This window comes from Pseudomonas koreensis (assembly GCF_024169245.1).
In the GTDB taxonomy this organism is placed as follows: Bacteria; Pseudomonadota; Gammaproteobacteria; order Pseudomonadales; family Pseudomonadaceae; genus Aquipseudomonas; species Aquipseudomonas koreensis_F.
Genome location: NZ_JALJWP010000001.1, coordinates 2741395 through 2763325 on the forward strand (window position 1 = coordinate 2741395; position 21931 = coordinate 2763325).

22 protein-coding genes are annotated in these 21931 nt (G+C 60.9%); 17 read left to right on the forward strand and 5 right to left on the reverse strand.

Annotated elements, in window-relative coordinates; all coding sequences use genetic code 11:
• Positions 1–15: 15 nt before the first annotated feature.
• Entirely contained in the window at positions 16–318 is a 303-nt protein-coding gene (locus J2Y90_RS12325; RefSeq protein WP_016771327.1) for an ArsR/SmtB family transcription factor, read from the reverse strand.
• Positions 319–486: 168 nt separating this feature from the next.
• Here J2Y90_RS12325 and J2Y90_RS12330 point away from each other — a divergent pair, with 168 nt between their 5' ends.
• Entirely contained in the window at positions 487–1071 is a 585-nt protein-coding gene (locus J2Y90_RS12330) for an ACP phosphodiesterase (protein ID WP_253499945.1), read from the forward strand.
• Between the two features lie 102 nt (positions 1072–1173).
• On the opposite strand, the gene J2Y90_RS12335 is transcribed toward J2Y90_RS12330, so the two are convergent.
• Positions 1174–1965: a lysophospholipid acyltransferase family protein gene (locus J2Y90_RS12335; RefSeq protein WP_253499948.1), complete on the reverse strand. Its 792-nt coding sequence runs from the start codon at positions 1963–1965 to the stop codon at positions 1174–1176.
• Entirely contained in the window at positions 1965–2720 is a 756-nt protein-coding gene (olsB, locus tag J2Y90_RS12340; RefSeq protein ID WP_039762677.1) for an L-ornithine N(alpha)-acyltransferase, read from the reverse strand. The genes J2Y90_RS12335 and olsB overlap by 1 nt, the downstream gene beginning before the upstream one ends.
• Positions 2721–3044: 324 nt before the next feature.
• On the opposite strand from olsB, the gene J2Y90_RS12345 reads away from it, so the two are divergent.
• From J2Y90_RS12345 to J2Y90_RS12360, 4 genes are all read left to right on the forward strand, one after another.
• Entirely contained in the window at positions 3045–4124 is a 1080-nt protein-coding gene (locus tag J2Y90_RS12345; RefSeq protein WP_253499951.1) for a serine hydrolase domain-containing protein, read from the forward strand.
• Positions 4121–4417 carry an amidase gene (locus tag J2Y90_RS12350; RefSeq protein ID WP_253499954.1) on the forward strand — a complete coding sequence of 99 codons (297 nt, stop codon included), beginning with the start codon at positions 4121–4123 and terminating at the stop codon, positions 4415–4417. The genes J2Y90_RS12345 and J2Y90_RS12350 overlap by 4 nt, the downstream gene beginning before the upstream one ends.
• A 143-nt stretch (positions 4418–4560) precedes the next feature.
• Positions 4561–5151, forward strand: coding sequence for a YceI family protein (locus J2Y90_RS12355; RefSeq protein WP_253499957.1), 591 nt, complete (start codon positions 4561–4563; stop codon positions 5149–5151).
• A 1-nt stretch (position 5152) separates the two neighbouring features.
• Positions 5153–6310: a phospholipase D-like domain-containing protein gene (locus J2Y90_RS12360; RefSeq protein WP_253499959.1), complete on the forward strand. Its 1158-nt coding sequence runs from the start codon at positions 5153–5155 to the stop codon at positions 6308–6310.
• A 98-nt stretch (positions 6311–6408) separates the two neighbouring features.
• On the opposite strand, the gene bglX is transcribed toward J2Y90_RS12360, so the two are convergent.
• Positions 6409–8700, reverse strand: coding sequence for a beta-glucosidase BglX (gene bglX, locus J2Y90_RS12365; protein ID WP_253499961.1), 2292 nt, complete (start codon positions 8698–8700; stop codon positions 6409–6411).
• Positions 8701–8956: 256 nt separating this feature from the next.
• Here bglX and J2Y90_RS12370 point away from each other — a divergent pair, with 256 nt between their 5' ends.
• From J2Y90_RS12370 to J2Y90_RS12390, 5 genes are all read left to right on the forward strand, one after another.
• A complete protein-coding gene (locus tag J2Y90_RS12370) occupies positions 8957–9565 on the forward strand; it encodes a LemA family protein (RefSeq protein WP_253499964.1) in 609 nt (202 codons plus the stop codon).
• Between the two features lie 13 nt (positions 9566–9578).
• Positions 9579–10334, forward strand: coding sequence for a TPM domain-containing protein (locus J2Y90_RS12375; protein ID WP_253499967.1), 756 nt, complete (start codon positions 9579–9581; stop codon positions 10332–10334).
• A 33-nt stretch (positions 10335–10367) separates the two neighbouring features.
• Positions 10368–10985 carry a TPM domain-containing protein gene (locus J2Y90_RS12380; protein ID WP_253499970.1) on the forward strand — a complete coding sequence of 206 codons (618 nt, stop codon included), beginning with the start codon at positions 10368–10370 and terminating at the stop codon, positions 10983–10985.
• Between the two features lie 312 nt (positions 10986–11297).
• Positions 11298–12524, forward strand: a complete 1227-nt coding sequence (locus tag J2Y90_RS12385) for a class I SAM-dependent methyltransferase (RefSeq protein ID WP_253499973.1) — start codon at positions 11298–11300, stop codon at positions 12522–12524.
• 95 nt (positions 12525–12619) lie between these two features.
• The gene (locus J2Y90_RS12390; protein WP_253499977.1) at positions 12620–12964 is read left to right on the forward strand and encodes a YegP family protein; all 345 of its coding nucleotides are present in this window, start codon (positions 12620–12622) and stop codon (positions 12962–12964) included.
• 111 nt (positions 12965–13075) lie between these two features.
• On the opposite strand, the gene J2Y90_RS12395 is transcribed toward J2Y90_RS12390, so the two are convergent.
• Positions 13076–14095, reverse strand: a complete 1020-nt coding sequence (locus tag J2Y90_RS12395) for a DUF4917 family protein (protein ID WP_253499980.1) — start codon at positions 14093–14095, stop codon at positions 13076–13078.
• Positions 14096–14248: 153 nt separating this feature from the next.
• Here J2Y90_RS12395 and yiaY point away from each other — a divergent pair, with 153 nt between their 5' ends.
• The 7 genes from yiaY (at position 14249) to J2Y90_RS12430 (ending at position 21931) form a co-directional block, all read left to right on the forward strand.
• Positions 14249–15397 (forward strand): L-threonine dehydrogenase, encoded by a 1149-nt coding sequence (yiaY, locus tag J2Y90_RS12400; RefSeq protein WP_253499983.1) that lies wholly within the window; start codon positions 14249–14251, stop codon positions 15395–15397.
• Positions 15398–15464: 67 nt separating this feature from the next.
• Positions 15465–16376 carry a LysR family transcriptional regulator gene (locus J2Y90_RS12405; protein WP_253499986.1) on the forward strand — a complete coding sequence of 304 codons (912 nt, stop codon included), beginning with the start codon at positions 15465–15467 and terminating at the stop codon, positions 16374–16376.
• Positions 16377–16625: 249 nt separating this feature from the next.
• Positions 16626–17819, forward strand: coding sequence for a CaiB/BaiF CoA transferase family protein (locus J2Y90_RS12410; protein ID WP_253499989.1), 1194 nt, complete (start codon positions 16626–16628; stop codon positions 17817–17819).
• Positions 17816–18742 carry a hydroxymethylglutaryl-CoA lyase gene (locus tag J2Y90_RS12415; protein WP_253499991.1) on the forward strand — a complete coding sequence of 309 codons (927 nt, stop codon included), beginning with the start codon at positions 17816–17818 and terminating at the stop codon, positions 18740–18742. The genes J2Y90_RS12410 and J2Y90_RS12415 overlap by 4 nt, the downstream gene beginning before the upstream one ends.
• Positions 18743–18914: 172 nt before the next feature.
• Entirely contained in the window at positions 18915–20246 is a 1332-nt protein-coding gene (locus J2Y90_RS12420; protein ID WP_253499992.1) for an MFS transporter, read from the forward strand.
• 194 nt (positions 20247–20440) lie between these two features.
• The gene (locus J2Y90_RS12425; protein ID WP_253499994.1) at positions 20441–21175 is read left to right on the forward strand and encodes a hypothetical protein; all 735 of its coding nucleotides are present in this window, start codon (positions 20441–20443) and stop codon (positions 21173–21175) included.
• A gap of 36 nt (positions 21176–21211) precedes the next feature.
• The gene (locus J2Y90_RS12430; protein WP_253499996.1) at positions 21212–21931 is read left to right on the forward strand and encodes a hypothetical protein; all 720 of its coding nucleotides are present in this window, start codon (positions 21212–21214) and stop codon (positions 21929–21931) included.

Sequence of the window (21931 nt, forward strand, 5' to 3'; positions counted from 1 at the left end):
GGCTGACGTTAAGGGTCAGAGCTCTTTACTGAGGGTGCTGAGAAACGCCTGGATGACGTCCTCGTTACGTTTGAAAAAATGCCACTGCCCGGCCTTCTGGCTGCTGATGAGCCCGGCCCGCTGCAGGGTCGCCAGGTGTGCCGATACGGTCGATTGCGACAGGCCGCAACGCTGATCGATCTGCCCGGCGCAAATTCCGTATTCATGGTTGTGCAACTGCTCGGGGAATTCGCCTTTCGGGTCTTTCAGCCAGTTGAGGATGTCTCGCCGTACTGGGTGCGCCAGGGCTTTTATTATTTCGTCGAGATCGAGGTTCATGGCGTGGGCTCGTGGTGGCAGTGGCGATATATCGCGATGAAGCGAACTTTAAATCGTTGGATCGCGATATACCAATATGAAAATAGTCTGAGGATCTTGTAAATCGCTATATCGGGTTATAACGATACAAGGGTGCTGAATGTTCGAACCCAGTGCTAAGCTGCGCCAATGAACTATCTCGCGCATTTGCATCTCGGCGGCCAGCGCCCCGGTCAATTACTCGGCAGTCTCTATGGCGACTTCGTCAAAGGTCGGCTGCAGGGCCAGTTCGACCCGGAGGTAGAGGCGGCGATTGCGCTGCATCGGCGGATTGACGTGTTCACTGATCGCCATCCGCTGGTGGACATTGCTCTGGGGCGGTTTACCGAAACGCGGCGGCGCTACGCCGGGATCGTCCTCGATGTGTTTTTCGATCACTGCCTGGCGCGGGACTGGGGTTTGTATGCCGATCAACCGTTGGAACAGTTCACCGCGGATGTCTATCGAGTGCTGTCCCGCGAACGGCAATTGCCGGAACGGCTGGCGAAGATCGCGCCGCACATGGTTGCCAATGACTGGCTGGGTTCGTATCGCGAATTTGCCGTGCTGGAGCAGGTGTTGCGCGGGATCTCGCGACGGTTGACGAGGCCTGAAGAGTTGGCCGGGGCGATGGCGGAGTTGCGGCGGTTGTATGAACCGTTGAGTGAAGACTTCAGTTTGTTTTACCCGCAGCTGCAGGATTTTGCCCAGAACGCCAAACCACCGAAAATCTAATGTAGGAGTGAGCCTGCTCGCGATAACTGTCTGTCAGGCACAGTTGCATCAACTGACAGTCCGCTATCGCGAGCAGGCTCACTCCTACAGGGGATTTGTGTTTCAGGCAGCAATTGCCGGGCGCATGGGCGATTGTCGGCTTTCCGGAATCGATCCGAACAACACCTTCTGCACCGCCTGCTGCGCGTCGAACGCCAGCGCCGCACGCTCGCGGCCCTGACAGGCAATCGGTTTGAGCAGATGCACTTCGACATCGCCGCAGTCATGGCTGAACAGGCGCATCAAATGCGAGAGCAAATCATCGTCACCAATGAACGGCGCAAGCGCATCGATCTCACCATCACGCAGGTAACGGATCGCCACCGGTTGCAGCATCACCTCCGAATCGATCGCCGCCGACAGCAGGCGACCGTGAAAGGTGCGCAGCGAACGGCCGTCGGTGGTGGTGCCTTCCGGGAACATCAGCAGCGCATGTTCGGTCTGCAGATGGCGGGTCATCTGCTTGCGGATCAACTGGCTGTCGCCCGAACCACGGCGGATGAACAGGCTGCCGGCCTTGGCCGCGAGCCAGCCGGCCACCGGCCAGGTGCGCACTTCGGCCTTGGACAGAAACGACAGCGGCGTGAGCATGCCCAGCAGCGGAATATCGGTCCACGACACGTGATTGCTGACCCACAGCATCGGCTGTTTCGGCAGCTCACCGTGCACGCTCACGCGAAAGGGCAGGGCGTTGCTCAGCCGCGCCATGAAGAAGCGCGACCAGCGCTGGCGACGCTCCATCGAATGCGCCAGACCGATGCGTTCGAACACGCCGAAGACGCTGGCCATGGTCAGCCCCAGCGTCACCACCAGCAGCACTCGCGCGATTCGCGCGTACACCCGCAACCGGCTCATCACACCGCCGCCTTGAAGTGCCTGGCGTAGCGCGGGCAGAGTTCGTCGCGTTTGAGCAGGATGAACACGTCGGCGACCTGGAAGTCTTCGTCCCAGCACGGCTCGCCGCAGATCTTCGCACCGAGGCGCATGTAGGCCTTGAGCAGCGGCGGCATTTCGGCGATGACGTTGGACGGAATATCCAGCGTCGGCAACGGATTTTTCGGCTCGGCGCGCAGGTGTTCAGTGCACAGATAACGTTCGCGCAGCCGCTGCATGATCGCGTGGGCCTGGATGCCGCCGTCCTGCATGGGGATGCTCGCGCAACCCATCAGGTAGCTGTAGCCGCCCTGATTGAGCACTTCGGCCAATTCACCCCAGAGCACGGCGATGGTGCCACCGTTGCGATATGCCGGATCGACGCAGGTGCGGCCGATTTCCAGGATCGGGCCTTGCAGATGCGCCAGGCCATGCAGGCTGAATTCTTCTTCGCTGTAGAACTTGCCGAGGCTGCTGGCAGCGGTGTGATCGAGCAGACGCGTGGTCGCGACCAGGCGCCCGGTGTTCAGATCACGCACGCCGATGTGGCTGCAGTGAACATCATAATCATCCATGTCCAGACCCAGTTCGGCGCCTTTCAATTTGGCGTTGAACTCGCCGCTGAAGACGGCGAAGCGCAGGGCCTGGGCTTGCTGCAACGCTTGGGCGCCGATCAGGCGTTCGGCTTGCAGGCGGCGTTCATTGCCGGTGTCGCTGATGCGGGCGATTTGCGTCATGTGAATCTCCGTACGGGCCTTTAACCCGTCGTGGGTTGCAGCCGATCGACTTTCTTTATGCAGCCGTGTTGTGCAAAGTCAGGCTATGTAGCCCCGGTGTCATCGCCATGAACGTTCGGTGATGCTTATATGACAGCCCTGGCGCTGCTGGCCGGGTGCGCCGAGGCCAGTCGGCAAGCGCCGAACAATCCGGCCGGACGTTTGTTCAGTTGGAATGCGATCAACTGTAGGAGTGAGCCTGCTCGCGATAGCAATGCATGAAACGCCACAACCTGTCATGAACCCAGACTAGGCTCAGCAGGTTCATTCCCCGAGCCCCCCACCATGTTCAAAGGCCTGTCCCTGTTCCTGCTGCTGATCAGCCTCACCGCCCGGGCCGAACAATGGCCCGGCGAACAGTGGCCAACCGCCGCGCAGATCACCGGCCCCGCCGTCGAGGCGCTGGAAAACTACGCCTTCCCGGCCCGCAACGACGCCACCCGCAAAGGCATCCGCACCGACGCCTTGTTGATCATCCACGACGGCCAGATCATCTACGAACGCTACGCCAGGCCAACCACCGACCAGACCCCACATCTGACCTGGTCGATCAGCAAAAGCCTGATGGCCACGGTCCTCGGTGTGGCCTACGGCGAAGGCCGGTTCAAACTCGACGATCCGGTGCTGAAGTTCTATCCGGCGCTGGAAAAACACCCGGCGATCACCCTCGGCCATCTACTGAACTGGGCCTCGGGTCTGGACTGGCAGGAAGACTACGAATACGCCCCGCTGAAGTCTTCGGTGGTAGCGATGCTCTACACCCGGGGCCATCGCGACATGGCCGCGTTCACTGCGTACCACGACGCTTACGCTGCACCGGGTCAGGCGTTCCGTTACTCCAGCGGCGACAGCAACCTGCTCGCCGCCGCGCTGAAAAGCATGGTCGGCGCGCAGCGTTATGTCGATTATCCGTGGACAGCATTGTTCGAGCCGTTGGGCATTCGCCACGCCGTGTGGGAAAGCGATGCCCGCGGTACTTTCGTCGCCTCGTCCTATGCCTATCTCACCGCGCGGGATCTGGCGCGGGTCGGTCTGTTGATGGCGCGCGGTGGACGCTGGAACGATCGGCAGTTGCTGCCCGAAGATTGGGTAACGTTCAACCTCACACCTTTTGCCGGCTACAAGGCGCAGCAGGACGAAGCCGTGCCGGGCGGCCATTGGTGGCTCAATCGTCCTGTCGATGGCGCAGCATCACCGTGGCCCGACGCCCCGCCCGACACCTTCGCCGCCCTCGGCCACTGGGGCCAGGCGCTGTACGTAATGCCCAGCCAGAAGCTGGTGATCGTGCGTTACGCCGATGATCGCGATGGCAGCTATAAACACAACGAACTGCTCAAACGTGTGTTGCAGGCGGTGCGGCCATGAGGCGTTTTCTATTGTTGCTGCTGGTGGTGCTGCTCGGCTGGGGCTGGTATGAACGCGAGAATCTCTGGGCGTTCCCGGACATCATCAGCGCCTACACCGCCAAGGAGTATTGCTCGTGCCGTTATGTGATGCACAACGATGCAGAGTATTGCCATGGCTATGTAAAACAGTGGTTGCCGACCAGTAGCTTCACCGATAACCCGTCGAGCAAAACCATCACCGTCAGCGGCATGGGCCGCAGCAACAGCGCGCAGTGGCTGAGCGAACGCCAGGGCTGCCGCTTACAGCCTTGAAAGATCGCAGCCTTCGGCAGCTCCTACAGGGCGTACACAATCCTGTAGGAGCTGCCGAAGGCTGCGATCTTTTGATCTTGATGTTGCAATAAACCCATGGGCGGTTAAGGTTCGTGCAGGTTTATCGCCCCCACGAGTGTTCAATGTTCAACCGCTCCCTCTATACAGTCTTCGCCACTCTGCTGTTGACTGCCGCTGCACTGCCGGCCCAGGCCAATTGGTATCTGGACGGCGAGTCGTCGCGGCTGTCGTTCGTCAGCACCAAAAATGCCAGCGTGTCGGAAGTGCAGCGCTTTCTGGTGCTGCACGGCAAGGTCGATCCCAACGGCCGCGCCGAAGTCGAAGTCGAGCTCGAATCGATCAACAGTGGCGTTCCCTTGCGTGATGAACGCATGCGCAAGGAGCTGTTCCAGATCGAGCAATTCCCCGCAGCGACCATCACCACGCAGATCGACCTGCGCCCGATCAACGATCTGGCCCCCGGCGCGCAGCTGGAATTACGCCTGCCGCTGACCGTCAGCCTGCACGGCAAGCAGCACGAATACCCGGCCGAGTTGCTCGCCACCCGTCTCGATGATCGGCGTTTTCAAGTGGTGACCCTGGAGCCGCTGGTGATCAACGCCGAGGATTTCGATCTGGCGCCGGGCCTGGAAAGCCTGCGCAAACTCGCCGACCTGTCGGCGATCAGTCTGTCGGTGCCGGTGGGTGCGGTGCTGATCTTCACGGCGCGCTGACATGCGCGGTGCGGTGTTCCCCTGGCGTGACGGCAACCGTTTCGAACTGTTGATCGACGGCCCGCAGTTCTTTCCGCGCATGCTCGAGCATATCGCTGGAGCTACAGAGCAGATCGAACTGGAGTTGTACCTGGTCGAGGCCGGCGCCTGCGCCGAAGCCATCGTCCAGGCGCTGGTCGCGGCGGCCGAGCGCGGAGTGCGCGTCCGGTGCCTGTTCGATGATTACGGCAGTCTCGCTTTCACACTGACGTTGCGTCAGCGCCTGACCCAGGCCGGCGTCGAGCTGCGTTTCTACAATCGCCTGAGCTGGCGGCGCTGGGTCGGCAACTTCTACAGAGATCATCGTAAATTGCTGCTGGTGGATCAATGCCTCGCGGTGGTCGGCGGCACGGGCGTGACCGATGAATTCTGGACGCCGGGTCATGATGTCAGCGAATGGCATGAGGTGATGGTGGAGATCAGCGGCCCGTTGGTGCTCGACTGGCAATTGCTGTTTGATCGGCAGTGGATCGCCAACCGTTACCGCCGCGCCTGGCGCCCGGCCGCGCATTTCGGTTTGCCGCGCCTGCCGCGTGTGCCGGACAAGGGCGAGGGCATGGGCCGCGTGGCCTACGCCGACGCCCGTCAGCACCGAGACATTCTGCAATCCCTGTTCCGCGCCTTGAACAGCGGCCAGCAACGCATCTGGATGGCCACGCCGTACTTTCTGCCAACCTGGCAAATCCGCCGCTCCCTACGCAAAGCCGCTGCGCGCGGTGTCGATGTGCGTCTGTTGCTGACCGGGCCGCGCACTGATCACCCTTCGGTGCGCTACGCCGGGCATCGCTACTACCCGCGCCTGCTCAAGGCTGGCGTGCAGATCTTCGAATACCAGCCGTGCTTCTTGCATCTGAAAATGGTGCTGGTGGACGATTGGGTGAGCATCGGGTCGTGCAACTTCGATCACTGGAATTTGCGCTTCAATCTGGAGGCGAATCTGGAGGCGCTCGATCCAGCTCTTACGGCAGCGGTGGAGACGAGTTTCGTCAAGGACTTCGGACTGAGTCAGTTGGTCAGCCTGGAAGAATGGCAGCGCCGACCGTTGTGGCGGCGGGTCAAGCAGCGGGTGTGGGGCTGGGTGGATCGGTTGGTGGTGAATATTCTCGATAGACGCGGTTGAAGCAAGATCAAAAGATCGCAGCCTTCGGCAGCTCCTACAATGGCAGGGTGTACACCCTGTAGGAGCTGCCGAAGGCTGCGATCTTTTGCTTTCATGGGTTACAGCAGTTCAAAGCTCTGCTGCGTCACCGCCTGCGAATCCAGGCCGATCTGCACGTTGAACTTGCCAGGCTCGGCTGCGTATTTGAGCTGGGCGTTGTAGAACTTCAGGTCGTCCTCGGTGATGGTGAAGTGCACGACTTTCTGTTCGCCGGCCTTGAGCATGATCTTCTGGAAGTTCTTCAGTTCTTTCACCGGGCGGATCATCGAGCCGGTGACGTCCTGGATGTACAACTGCACCACGGTTTCGCCGTCACGCTTGCCGGTGTTCTTGACCATGACGCTGGCGTCGAGCTTGCCCGTGGCGTTCAGCGTGGTCGACGACAGTGCCATGTCGCTCAGGGCAAACGTGGTGTAGCTCAGGCCGTAACCGAACGGAAACAGCGGGCCGGTGGTGTCATCGAAATACTGCGAGGTGTAGTTGCCCGGTTTGCCCGGCGTGAACGGTCGACCAATGCTCAGGTGGTTGTAGTAGGTCGGGATCTGGCCCACGGAGCGCGGGAAGGTCACCGGCAGTTTGCCCGACGGGTTGTAGTCGCCGAACAGCACGTCGGCGATGGCGTTGCCGCCCTCGGTGCCGCTGAACCAGGTTTCCAGAATCGCGTCGGCCGACTGGTTCTCTTCGAGAATCGTCAACGGGCGGCCGTTCATCAACACCAGCACCAGCGGTTTGCCAGTGGCTTTGAGTGCGCGGATCAATTCACGCTGGGTTTCCGGGATGTTGAGGTCAGTGCGGCTCGAGGATTCGTGAGACATGCCACGGGACTCGCCGACTGCGGCGACGATCACGTCAGCATCCTTCGCCGCTTTCAGCGCTTCGTCGATCAGCACATTGGCCGGGCGCGGGTCATCGACCACTTCCGGGGCGTCGAAGTTGAGGAAGTTCAGGTAGTCGAGGACCTTCTTGTCGCCAGTGATGTTGGCGCCACGGGCATAGATCAGATTGGCCCTGTCGCCGATCACTGAACTCATGCCGTCAAACAAAGTGACTGATTGCGCCGGACGCCCGGCGGCGGCCCAGCTGCCCATCATATCGATTGGCGCTTTGGCCAGCGGGCCGACCAGCGCGATTTTCGCGTCTTTCTTCAGCGGCAGGGTTTCGTTCTGATTCTTCAGCAGCACCAGACTGCGACGCGCCACCTCACGGGCCTCGGCGCGGTGCAGGCGGCTGTCGGCGTAGGTGTCGGCCGGGTCATCTTCAGCCTTGCCGATGCGTAGGTACGGGTCCTTGAACAGGCCCATGTCGTACTTGGCCGCGAGCACTTCGCGCACGGCGTTATCGATGTCTTTCTGTTCGATTTCGCCGGACTTGAGCAACCCCGGCAGCTCTTTGCCGTAGAGCGTGTCGTTCATGCTCATGTCGATGCCGGCCTTGATCGCCAGCTTCGCCGCTTCGCGACCGTCGCGAGCAACGCCGTGCTTGATCAGTTCGAAGATCGCACCGTGGTCGCTGACCGCCAGGCCCTTGAAGCCCCAGTCCTTGCGCAGCAGGTCGTTCATCAGCCAGGTGTTGGCCGTGGCCGGAATACCGTTGATCGAGTTCAACGCCACCATCACACCACCGGCGCCGGCATCGATCGCGGCACGGTAGGGCGGCAGGTAATCCTGGTACATCTTCACCGGGCTCATGTCGACGGTGTTGTAGTCGCGACCGCCCTCGACCGCGCCGTACAGGGCGAAGTGCTTGACGCTGGCCATGATGCTGTCGGCGGCACTCGGGGTCTCGCCCTGATAGGCCTTGACCATGACTTTGGCGATGCGCGAAGTCAGGTAGGTGTCTTCACCGAAACCTTCGGAACTGCGGCCCCAGCGCGGGTCGCGGGAGATATCGACCATCGGCGCGAAGGTGATGTCGAGGCTGTCGGCGGCGGCTTCTTTTGCCGCAACACGTCCGGACTGACCGATGGCGTCCATGTCCCAGCTCGACGCGAGGGCCAGCGGAATCGGGAAAATCGTACGATGACCGTGGATGACGTCGTACGCGAAAAACATCGGAATCTTCAGGCGGCTGCGCATGGCCGCGTCCTGCATCGGACGGTTTTCCGCGCGGGTGATCGAGTTGAACGTGCCACCGATGTTGCCGCCGGCGATCTCCTTGCGAATCAGCTCGCGGGGCATTTCCGGGCCGATGCTGATCAGGCGCAACTGGCCGATCTTCTCGTCGAGGGTCATTTGTTTCATCAGATTGCTGATGAAAGCGTCCTTGTTCTCCAGAGGTACCGGGGTCGTGGCGGCCAGTACCTGATGACTGGCCAGGCTGACGAACAGACCCAGCAAACACAGCTTCTTCATGAATTTTTTCTCAAGGGCCCAAACGGTGATGCAACACCGGCCAGCCAAAATGTAGGGAGCGACTATTGTTGTTCGGGTGCCAGCTCAAAACCTGAGCCGGAAAACCGCGCCGACAGCGGCAACGTGAACGCGAGGGGCACTTTTTAGCCGATTAACCCGTCGCATGCCAGTGGCGGCGCCGATTATGCCCCAACCGCTGGCCGGGAATGCCCAGCGCTCGGTTTTTAAATCAAATGTGTCATGGAGCATCACTGCAATGAATATCAGCCCAACCTATCGTTCACGGCTACAGGTCGCCACTTTGCTGGTGTTCGCCACGCTGTTGACTGCGTGCGGCATCAACAATATCCCGACCCTCGACGAACAGGCGAAAGCCGCATGGGGCCAGGTGCAGAACCAGTACCAGCGCCGCGCCGACCTGATTCCCAATCTGGTGGAAACCGTGAAGGGCTACGCCGCCCACGAACAGGAAACCCTGACCGCAGTGATCGAGGCACGGGCCAAGGCGACGTCGATTCAGGTCGATGCCAGCACCCTCGACAATCCCGAGAAGCTCAAGCAGTTCCAGCAGGCGCAGGATCAACTGACCGGCGCGTTGAGCCGTTTGATGGTGGTCTCCGAGCGCTACCCGGATCTGAAAGCCAACCAGAACTTCCTCGCCCTGCAATCGCAACTCGAAGGCACGGAAAACCGCATCGCCGTCGCCCGTCGCGATTTCATTCTGGCGGTGCAGAAATACAACACCGAGATCCGCACCTTCCCCGGTCGCCTGTGGCACAGCGTGATGTACAGCGATCTGCCGATGCGCGAAACCTTCGAAGCCACCACGCCCGGCGCGGAAAAGGCCCCGGAAGTGAAATTCTGATTCGAGGTTGCCCATGCGTGTGTTGAAACTGGGCCTGGTGCTGATGCTGTGGCTGTTCGCCGTCAGCGCCCGGGCCGACTTGACGTTTCCGCCGCTGAGCGGACGCGTGGTCGATCAGGCACAAATGCTCGAGCCAACGGTGCGCGCGCAACTCAGCCAGCAATTGCAGGCCCACGAACAGGCCACCGGCGAGCAATTGGTGGTGGTGACCTTGCCCGATCTGCAGGGCACCACCATCGAGGACTTCAGCGTTCAGCTCGGCCGGCACTGGGGCATCGGCCAGAAGGACAAGAACAACGGCGCCTTGCTGATCGTCGCCCGTGACGAGCGCAAACTGCGCATCGAAGTCGGCTATGGCCTGGAGGATCGCCTGACCGATGCGCAGTCGTCGGTGATCATCCATCAGGTCATCACCCCGGCGTTCAAGACCGGCAACTTCAGCAAAGGCATCAGCGATGGCGTTGCGGCGATGCTGGTGGTATTGGGCGGCAATCCGCTCGATGAACCGTCCACCGTGTACGAATCCAGCGGCGACCCGGCGGATGATTTCATCTCGCGGCACCCGGCGCTGTTCATGTTTCTGGTGATGTTGTTCATCCTGACGGTGTTTGTCTGCCAGATGCTCGGTATCCTGCCCGCCGGTCGGGGCGGCTCCGGAGGAGGGGGCGGCTTCGGCGGTGGCGGTGGATTTGGTGGCGGCGGTGGAGGCGGTGGCTTCAGCGGTGGCGGGGGCAGTTTCGGCGGCGGCGGTTCGTCCGGCGGCTGGTGAGATCAAAAGAATAATGAGCAGGCACTTTTCGACATGGCATTACTGACTGAACACGAACAACGCAAAGTCGCCGAGGCCATTGCCCGGGTCGAACGTGACACCGACGCCGAACTGGTCACGGTGCTGGCTGCCTGCGCCGATGACTATGCGTACATCCCGCTGCTCTGGGCCAGCTTGCTGGCGCTGGTGTTGCCGGGCATCGTCCACTACCTCACGGGCTGGCTGACCCTGCGCAGTCTGTTGCTGGTGCAGTGGGGCATGTTCATCGTCCTGTGCCTGCTGTTTCGTCTGCCGAAGATCACCACCCATCTGGTGCCGCGCCGCGTGCGCCACTGGCGCGCCTCCAACCTGGCGCGGCGGCAGTTTCTTGAGCAGAACCTGCACCACACCGTGGGCAGTACGGGCATGCTGATTTTCGTCTGCGAGGCTGAGCGATATGTGGAGATTCTGGTGGATGAGGGGATCTCCAAACGGCTGGATAACAGCAACTGGGATGCCATTGTTGCAGCGTTTACCGAGCAGGTCCGGCATGGCCGCACGCTGGAGGGGTTTGTCACGTGCGTCGAGGCGTGTGGCGAGTTGTTGAAGGTGCATGTGCCGGTGACGCAGGTGCGGAACGAATTGCCGAATCGGTTGGTGGTGTTGGGCTGATATTCCTTCTCGCTTGAGATCTAGACCCTCACCCCAGCCCTCTCCCAGAGGGAGAGGGAGCCGACCGAGGTGTTCTGTCGAGTTCCGCCGACCTGAAATGCCGAGTCGAACTCAAATCCTGACAGCCATAGTCGACTCGGTCGTTCAGGTCGATGTCGAGCGCAAGACACCTCGATCGGCCCCCTCTCCCTCCGGGAGAGGGCTGGGGTGAGGGGCTTCTGGACCGTTGGGTAAATAAGAGGGTGTCCCCAATCCCCATCCCCCCTAAAATACCCGCCATTCCCGATTCCGCCCGTCCGAGGCCGTTTGTCCATGTCCGTTTCCGCTTCTTCCGCGCCGTCCGCCAAACCGGCCGCCGATCACCACGCCCAGTTCCTCGAACTGCTGCAAACCAGCCTCGACGACAGCGGCTTCATCAAACTGGTGCTGGCCAAGTACGTCGGTGAAGAGGCGGATCTGCAGCGGGTCATTGTCAAACCGGTGATGGTCAAGGCGCAGCCGTGTCTGTCTTTCGTTTATCGCTACAAGACCCGCGACATCACCAAGAACCTGCCGCTGAGCGAGGGCGTGGCGCTGATTGCCGGGCTGTTGCCGAGCTCGTTCAAGAATGCGCACTTGCTGGCATTGACCGACGAAGCGCAGCTGGAATACAGCAAAAAGGGCAAGAGTTCGCTGTTCAAGAGCAAGCCTCAGCAATTGCGCGAAGCGCCGTCCGCCGAGCACAACCGCGAGAAAAACCGCTTCCTCGAACTGAGCCGACCGTTCCTCAAGGACCTGGGCGTGACCAACGCTCAGCACGAACTGATCCCGGCGATGTCGCGCAAGTGGAAGCAGATCAACAAGTTCATCGAAGTGTTCAGCCATGCCCTGACCTCGTCGCCGCTGGCGCTGGACAAACCGGTGCGGGTCGCCGATTTCGGTTCGGGCAAGGGCTACCTGACGTTCGCCATTCACGACTACCTGCGCAACACCCTGAAGGCCGAGGGCGAAGTCACCGGCGTCGAGCTGCGCGAAGAAATGGTCAACCTGTGCAATGCCGCAGCGGCGAAGCTCGAGCATCCGGGGCTGGTGTTCAAATGCGGTGACGTGCGCACGGTGGCGCCGAGTGAGCTGGACGTGATGATCGCCCTGCATGCCTGCGACATCGCCACCGATTACGCGATCCACACCGGCATCCGCTCGGGCGCGTCGATCATCATGTGCTCGCCATGCTGCCACAAACAGATCCGCCTGCAGATCCAGAGCCCGGCGCTGCTCAAGCCGATGCTGCAATACGGTCTGCACCTCGGCCAGCAGGCGGAAATGGTCACCGACAGCTTGCGTGCGTTGTTCCTCGAAGCCTGCGGTTACGAGACCAAGGTGTTCGAATTTATCTCGCTGGAACACACCAACAAGAACAAGATGATTCTCGCGGTGAAACGCGCCGAGCCGGTCGATCCTGCGCAGTTGCTGGCGAAGATCGCAGAGCTGAAAGCCTTCTACCACATCAGCGAACACTGCCTGGAAACCCTGCTGCGCGCCGACGGCTATATGCAGTGAGGGGCAGCTTGTAGTCGGCGCAGGCGACAGACCGCGAGTGCTGGTCTTTACTCTGAAGCGCGAGATCTTTCAATCGCCCCCACGGAGGAACAGGCATGTCCGGATGGTACGAAGTGAGCAAAAGCAGTAATGGCCAATTCAGGTTCGTATTGAAAGCGGCGAACGCCGAAACGATTCTGACCAGCGAGCTCTACAGCACCCGCGCCGGTGCCGACGGCGGCATCGCCTCGGTGCAGGCCAACAGCCCGCTGGATGAGCGCTACGAGAAAAAGTCGACCAGGGATGGCAATCCGTATTTCAACCTCAAAGCGGCCAATCATCAGGTCATCGGCAGCAGCGAGTCGTATTCATCGGACGGCGCTTGTGACAAGGGCATTGCCAGCGTGAAGGCCAACGGCCCGACCAAAGTCATCAAGGACAAGACCCTGCCTGTCCTCTGAGCTCAGAGCATGAGCCTTTGAAAACAAAAGATCGCAGCCTTCGGCAGCTCCTACAGTTGGAACGCATTCTCATGTAGGAGCTGCCGCAGGCTGCGATCTTTTGATCTTGCTTCAAACCTCGACCGGTACCGACAATTTCGGATCACCGAGGGCATGGCTCTTGGCATCAAAGAAGCGCAACTCAACCCCGGTACCTTCAAATACTTTGGCGTAGTGACGCTTCTGATGCTGGATGAACGCCGCGCTGCGCGGGTAAATCGAGATCGCCACGCACTTCGGGTTAGCCAACCGCAGCGCGCGCACCAGATGCGCATCCTGCTCGCCCAAGGCATGGCCGAAGACGCACAGACTGTCGCCATGGGCCAATAACTGCTCATAGCAGAACGACAGATAATCCGAGCTGCGAATAGTCTTGAGCTTGTCGGCGCTCGGTCCTTCGGTGACGAACAGCGGCACGTCATCCAGCGTCTTGATCGTATTGTTGATCGCGAAACTGCCGAGCAGGGTGCCCTCGGTCGAGGTCAGTTTGCGTGCGGTGCCGTCCTGATTGCGCACCAGATGCAGACCGCCGTGCAGATACAACAGGCGCGGTTTTTCCGTGGCACTCTGGCTCAGGTCGAAACTGGCGTCGGGGCCGTTGAACAAATCGTCGATGGCTTCGCCCGGGTGCTGTAGCGCCCAATAGTTGAGCAGGTCGTAGTTGCTGGTGAACACCGTCCGATAGCGCGCCAGTTCAGCATTGAGCACCGTCAGCGTCGAAGGCTGCACCAGCCGCCACGGAATGTGCACCGCGTGCACAGTGTTGATCAGCGCTTCCTTGATCGCGTAATAGCGATTGCGCGGTGCCGCCGAGCTGACTGCCAGCGCCTTGTTTACCCGGCTGGTGGTTTTCAGTGCGCCGAGCACTTGCTCGAAGCTGCGGGTTTGCAGTGCATCGAACACCGCCAGTTCCGAAGGGCTCAGCGGTTTCTCTTCGACCGTACGGGCGTTTTCGAACAGCGAGTCGTAGCCGAAGTCATCCCACACCGCGCGGCTGGCGCCGTTGCCCACCAGCAAACCGCTGAAATCGGTCGCAGCGCGCAGGGCGTTCCAGTCTTCGAGGGTGGCGTCGACATTCAGAAAATCGGTCATTGCGTGGGCGGTCTCAAAACAAGGGGCAGATGGACGGTGACTTTATCACGAGCGGACATTGAGCCAGATCAACATTGGCGGTGACCGATCGGTCGATCCTGTGGGTATCCGCCGAATCGAGGCGGTCGATCCGGCCCAGTCAGGAGACACACGATGAGCAGCACCTTTTTCATTCCGGCGGTCAACATCATGGGCAGCGGCTGCCTCGACGAAGCCATGGTCGCGATTCGCAATTATGGTTTTCGCAAGGCGCTGATTGTCACCGACGCCGGGCTGGCCAAGGCTGGCGTGGCCGCGATGATTGCCGAGAAGCTGGCGATGCAGGACATCGATGCGGTGATCTTCGACGGCGCCAGGCCGAACCCGACCACGGCCAATGTCGAATCGGGTCTGGGGCTGTTGAAGGAAAGCCACTGCGATTTCGTCGTGTCACTGGGCGGCGGCTCGCCACACGATTGCGCCAAGGGCATCGCCCTGTGCGCGACCAATGGCGGGCAGATCGGCGATTACGAAGGCGTCGACCGCTCGAGCAAGCCGCAATTGCCGCTGATCGCCATCAATACCACCGCCGGCACTGCCAGCGAAATGACCCGCTTCTGCATCATCACCGACGAATCGCGTCACGTGAAAATGGCCATCGTCGACCGCAACGTCACACCGCTGCTGTCCGTCAATGACCCGCAACTGATGGTCGCGATGCCCAAAAGCCTGACCGCCGCCACCGGCATGGACGCACTGACCCACGCCATCGAAGCCTACGTTTCCACGGCGGCCAATCCGATCACCGATGCCTGCGCCCTGAAGGCCATGAGCCTGATCAGCAGCAATCTGCGCCTGGCCGTGCGCGACGGCAGTGACCTCGCGGCGCGGGAGAACATGGCTTACGCGCAGTTTCTTGCCGGCATGGCGTTCAACAATGCCTCGCTCGGTTTTGTCCACGCCATGGCGCATCAGCTGGGCGGCTACTACGACTTGCCCCACGGCGTGTGCAACGCCGTACTGTTGCCGCATGTGCAGAGTTTCAATGCGCTGGTCTGCGCTGACCGACTCAGGGACGTCGCCCACGCCATGGGCGCGGATATTCGCGGTTTCAGCGCAGAGGAAGGCGCACAGGCGGCGATCCATGCCATTCGCAGCCTGGCCAAAGACGTCGAGATTCCCGGCGGATTGCGTGAGCTGGGCGCGAAACTCAGCGACATCCCGGTGCTCGCCGCCAACGCCTTGAAGGACGCCTGCGGACTGACCAATCCACGAGCAGCGGACCAGCGCCAGATCGAGGAGATTTTCCGCAACGCGTTTTGAGAAGGGCACAGCGGTGACGAACGGCGTTATCCTCGCCGTTCGTTCGCGCCACACCGCCGAGTCTCCCATGCTGCAAAAAAGCCTGATCCGCCGCCTCGACCTGATCACCCTGCAACTGTTCGTCGCCGTCCACGAAGAGGGCACGCTGACCCGTGCGGCTGCGCGCGAAGCCATCGCGGTGTCGGCCGCGAGCAAGCGCTTGATGGAATTGGAGGAGGCGCTGGGCATTGCACTGTTCGTGCGCCAAGCCAAAGGCATGGTCCTCACCCCGGCCGGTGAAACCCTGTTGCACCATGCGCGACAGATGCTTTTCAACGTGGAGAAAATGGGCCTGGAACTGGGCGAGCACAGCCACGGTGTGCGCGGTTACGTGCGCATGCTGGCCAATCTGTCGGCGATCATTCAGTTTCTGCCCGAAGACTTGCGCGATTTCTCTGCGCAGCATGCGCAGGTCAAGACCGACCTAGAAGAACGGCCCAGCGCCGGGGTGATTCAGGGCGTCCTCGATGGCGTCGCGGACCTCGGCATCTGCTCTGAGGACAGCGACACCAAAGGCCTGCACAGCGTGTTGTACCGGCAGGACAAACTGGTGGTGGTGATGCTGCCGGAGCATCCGTTGGCCATGCGCGAATCGGTCGCCTTCGATGAAACCCTCGACAGCGACTACGTCGGGTTGCACGCGGCCAGTTCGATCAACATGCGTACCCACGCGGCGGCGCGGCAGGCCGGCAAAGTTCTGCGTATCCGCATTCATGTGCCGGGGTTCGATGCGGTCTGCCGTATGGTTCAGGCGAACATGGGCATCGGCATTCTGCCGCAGCGTGCCTATGAGTTGTTTGGTCAGGCGCTGGGCTTGCGGGCGGTGCCGCTGATCGATGGCTGGTCGGATCGCGCGCTGATTGTGGTGGTGCGCGATGAGGCGGGGTTGTCGCCGGTGAGCCGGATGTTGTTTGAGCATTTGCGTGCGCAGGGCACCTGAATCTCTATTGAATGGGCCGGCCTCATCGCGAGCAGGCTCACTCCTACAGGGGATCTGGGTGAACTCAAATTTGTGGGCGACGCAAAACCTGTAGGAGTGAGCCTGCTCGCGATAGCTGACCTGAGTTCACCCAAATCTTGCTGGAGCATTCGCATTTCGCGAACGCTCATTGCCGAGAGACGGCTGGATTGTCCAAACATCGTTCCTCTAGCCTTGGCGACCTATTCCAAGAACAAGAGGTACCCCGCGATGACTGCCCCTTTGAGTGCGATCAAAGTGATCGAGATCGGCACCCTGATCGCCGCGCCGTTTGCCGCGCGCATGCTCGCCGAGTTCGGCGCCGAGGTGATCAAGATCGAAGCCATGGGCCAGGGCGACCCGCTGCGCAAGTGGCGCAAGCTGCACGAAGGCACATCGCTGTGGTGGTACCTGCAATCGCGCAACAAGAAATCCCTGGCGCTCAATCTCAAATCCGCTGAAGGCATCGAACTGGTCAAGCAACTGGCCGGCGACGCCGACGTGATCATCGAAAACTTGCGCCCCGGTGCGCTGGAAAAGCTTGGTCTGGGCTGGGACGTGTTGCATGCCCTGAATCCGAACCTGACCCTCGTACGTATCTCTGGCTACGGCCAGACCGGCCCGTACCGCGACCGTCCCGGTTTCGGTGCGATTGGCGAGGCCATGGGCGGCATTCGCTACACCACCGGCAATCCCGATTCGCCACCGGCGCGAGTCGGCGTCAGCCTCGGCGATTCGCTGGCCTCGTTGCACGCGGTGATCGGCGCGCTGATGTCGCTGCTGCGGGTCAAGACCGGGCAGGGTGGTGGACAGATCGTCGATGTGTCGCTGGCCGAAAGCGTGTTCAACGTCATGGAAAGCCTGGTGCCGGAATACGACATGCTTGGTCATGTCCGCGAACGCAGCGGCGGCGCCTTGCCGGGTATCGCGCCCTCCAACACTTACCTCACTGCCGACGGTGCCTACGTTGTGATCGCCGGTAACAGCGACCCGATCTACAAGCGCCTGATGCACACCATCGGCCGCGCTGATCTGGCCGACGCAGAAGAATTCGCCCACAACGACGGCCGCGCCGCCAAGAGCGGATTGCTCGATGCCGCCATCACCCACTGGACCAGCAGCCTGCCGATCGACCACGTACTGGCCGCCCTCGAAGCCGCCGAAGTGCCGGCCGGGCGCATTTATTCCGTAGCCGACATCGTCGCCGATCCGCACTATCAGGCGCGGGACATGCTGCTCAATGCCGAGTTGCCCGGCGGCGCAACGGTAAAAATGCCCGGCATCGTCCCCAAGCTTTCGGAGACCCCCGGCGGGGTGAATTGGTCCGGGCCGAAACTGGGCCAGCACACCGACGATATTCTGGTCGGGCTGGGCCTGACTGAACTCGACATCGAACGCCTGAAAAGCCAAGGGGTGGTGCAATGATCACTGACTATTCGCAGACCCTGATCGTCCAGGAAGTTTCGCCCCGCGACGGTTTGCAGATCGAGCCGACCTGGGTGGAAACCGCTGACAAGATCACCCTGATCAATCAATTGTCACAGGCCGGATTCAGCCGCATCGAAGCGGGCTCGTTCGTCTCGCCCAAAGCCATCCCGGCCTTGCGTGACGGCGAGCAGGTGTTCAACGGCATCGAGCGTCAGCCGGGGGTGATTTACGTGGCGTTGATTCCCAACCTCAAGGGTGCGCAACGGGCACTGGCGGCGAAGGCCGATGAGTTGAATCTGGTGATGTCCGCCAGCCAGACCCATAACCTCGCCAATATGCGCATGCGTTGCGAGGATTCGCTGGCCGCGTTCGCTGACATCGTCGCGTTTGTCAGCGGCTCGGGTGTACGCCTCAACGGCAGTATCGCCACCACCTTCGGTTGTCCGTTCGAAGGCAAAATTGACGAGGATCGCGTGCTGCAGATCGTCGACGCTTATCAGGAGCTCGGCATTCAGGGCATCAGCCTCGCCGATACCACCGGCATGGCCAATCCGCGTCAGGTGGATCGTTTGGTACGGCGTGTTTTGCAGCGGGTTTCGCCGGCCGATCTGACCCTGCATTTCCATAACACTCGTGGCCTCGGTTTGTGCAACGTGCTGGCCGCTTACGAGGCCGGCGCACGGCGCTTCGATGCGGCGCTCGGTGGCCTCGGTGGCTGTCCGTTTGCGCCGGGTGCGTCGGGCAATATCTGCACCGAAGACCTGGTGAACCTGTGCGAGGAAGTCGGCATTGCCACCGGGATAGATTTGCCCCTATTGCTGAAACTTTCGCGCGGCTTGCCGGCACTGTTAGGCCACGAAGTCCCCGGCCAACTGGCCAAGGCCGGGCGCAACTGCGACCTGCACCGGATCCCCACCTGACACACACCCATCCCTTGTAGGAGTGAGCCTGCTCGCGATAGCGGTGTATCAGTCACCGCAAATGTTGCCTGCCAAACCGCCATCGCGAGCAGGCTCACTCCTACAGTTGAAACCGCATACCAGACAACAAAAACAATCGGACGCCCCTCGGCAGTCCGCCTGGAGAAAAACCATGAGCCTCAATGTAATGGAGGCGGGCGTCAGCCCGTCCGTCGATCACGACGCCGAAAAAGCCCTGGTCAGCAAAGTCGCCTGGCGCCTGATGCCACTGATCATGGTCTGCTACCTGTTCGCCTTTTTTGATCGCATCAACATCAGCTTCGCCAAATTCCAGTTGCAGACCGATTTGAGCCTGAGCGACACCGCGTACGGCCTCGGCGCCGGGCTGTTCGTGGTCGGTTACGTGCTGTTCGAAGTGCCGAGCAACATGATGCTGTACAAGGTCGGCGCGCGGCGCTGGATTGCGCGGATCATGATGTCGTGGGGCGTGGCGACGGCGGCGATGGTCTTCGTCAACAGCGAATGGCAGTTCTACGCGCTGCGCTTTGTCATCGGCGCGATGGAAGCCGGGTTCGCCCCGGGCGTTCTGTATTACCTGACCCTGTGGTTTCCGCAGCACTTCCGTGGCCGCATCACGTCGATGCTGTTTCTCGCCTCGGCGTTCGCCGGACTGGTCGGCGCGCCGTTCTCCGGGCTGGTGCTGCAACACCTCGACGGCGTGTTGCAGATGCGTGGTTGGCACTGGTTGTTTTTGCTCGGTGGCGTGCCGTGTATTGCGCTCGGTTTTCTCGTGCTGACCCAGCTCAAAGACCGCATCGAGGACGCGCACTGGCTGACCGCGGACGAGAAGAAACTGCTTTCCAGCCGCATCGCCCATCACGAGCCGCACAAGACCGGCGGCTCATTGCTCGCGGCACTGAAAATTCCCGGTTTCCTGACGTTGGGTTTGATCTACTTCCTGATCCAGGTCGCGTCCTACGGCCTGAACTTCTGGGCGCCGCAATTGATCCGCAGCGCCGGCACCGAAAGCCCGGTGATGATCGGCCTGCTGACCGCCATCCCGTACATCTGCGGGGCGATCAGCATGGTCGTGATCGGGCGCTTGTCAGACGCCACCGGTGAGCGGCGCAAGTTCGTTGCCGGGCTGGTGATCGTCGGCGCGATCGGCTTCTTCAGCGCGGGGATCTTCGCCAGCCACACGACATTTCTGATCGTCGCGCTCGGTTTGCTCGGCGCGGGCATCATCGCTTCGATTCCGAGCTTCTGGACCCTGCCACCGAAGTTGCTCGCAGGCGCCGGTGCCGGGGCGGCAGGCGGGATCGCGGTGATCAACACCCTGGGGCAGTTCGGCGGAATCGTCAGCCCGGTCATGGTCGGACGCATCAAGGACCTCACCGGCAGCACCACCCCGGCGCTCTATGTCATCGGCGTCGCCGCGCTGATCGCGGCAGCGTTGCTGCTGTGGGGCTTGCCGCAGAAGTTGCGCACGCTGGACAAGTATTGAGATTGGCGGCGTCTGTGATGACGCCTTCGCGAGCAGGCTCGCTCCCACATTTGGAATGCGGCTTTCCTGTGGTAGCGAGCCTGCTCGCGAATTCCGACTTCAGACGCATGAGAAGATTGGCTGGCCTGATATGTTGAATCCTCCGATGCAGAAAGGGATAGTGCTCGCCTGGAAATATCTTCAAGGAGCAGGAATTGACAATGAAGTCCACGTGGATCAGCGCTGCAGCGCTCTGCGGGTGGTTGATGGCTGGGCAGGCGTGGGCTGATTGCACGCCGCCTGCGGTCAGCGCAGAAGTGGATTTTTCCCTGTGCAAGGACTGGCCGGCTTATCCGCCGCTTACGATCACTGCGCTATCGACATTCGTGCCCGATCCCGTCTATGGCGAGGGCGGCAGGGTGGGTTCATACGATCTGGCTCTGGCCGTCACTACGGCTGGCAGCCCCAAGCCGCTGGCGACCTATCATCAGCCGTCGGCGTTTCTCTCCGATGCCATCGCGCTGGAGAGTCTGGAACTGGATACGGCGCGTTATAAACTCACGCCCGACCTCCGTGCCTTCGGTGTCCGCGCCCATTTCAAAGGCTCCTCACGCGTCAATCCGCTGGATGAATCGTTGCTGTCGCTCTATGTGAAAGAGGGCGACAAGTTGCGCCCGGTGCTGGATCGCTTGGTCGTCTACAGCTTCAGCGGTGAATGGGATGGCAACTGCGCGGGCGAGCGCTCGGAGACGATGCGCACGCTCGAGATGGGCAAAACCGGTTCCCATGGTTATGCCGATATCATTGTCCGCTCAGTCACCACGGGCCTGGCCGGTGAGGGACCACCTGACAGCTGCGAATCGAAGACCACCCACGAAAAGCCAGTGCTGACCACGTTGCGCTATGACGGGAAAACCTACGTTTTGCCGCAAGGTTTCAAAGGCATGTGACTGGCGTCACCGATACGAATTTTTCAAGGAAGAATCATGAATCTGCGTCTCCGACTTTTTGCCGTTCTCAGCGCTTTGGCTTTGAGCGTTGAAGCCCACGCGGCTTGCGAAAACAAAGCCTTCGATGGCAAGTCCCTGTCGCGCTGCAAGGTCTGGCCTGCCGTGCAGAATCAGGCGATTGGCGTCAAATCCACGTATCTCGCGGACTCGGATGATGAAGACATCGGGGTGTTCGATCTTGACCTGGCAATCGTCAATGCCAGCAACGCCAGACCGATCGCCACCTACCGCAAACCCGGCGCGTACAACTCCGATGCGATCAGCTTCGATGACCTGATCATCGATACGGCGCGTTACCGCTTGGCGGCGGATGTCCGTGCATTCGGGCTGCGGTCCCGATTCATGAGCCACGGTTCCAGAGCGAATCCGTACTCGAAGACCGACCTGGCTTTGTATGTTCGCGAAGGCAGTCGCTTACGCCCAGTGCTGGAAGGCCTGGTGGTGCGCAAGGATTTCGGTGAAGGGACCGGGGAGTGCAATACGCGAGACACACGCATTCGCAGGACTATCGAGGTCGGCTCATCCAGCCACAACGGGTTTGCTGATCTGATCGTCAGTTCCAGCGGTTGGTTGATGGAGTCTTTCACGTCAGGCAAACAATGCGTTTCTAAAACCACCAATCTGAAGCACACCCAAGTCACCCTGATCTACGATGGTCAGCAATACGTTGTTCCTGAAGACCTCAGAGGTTACTGA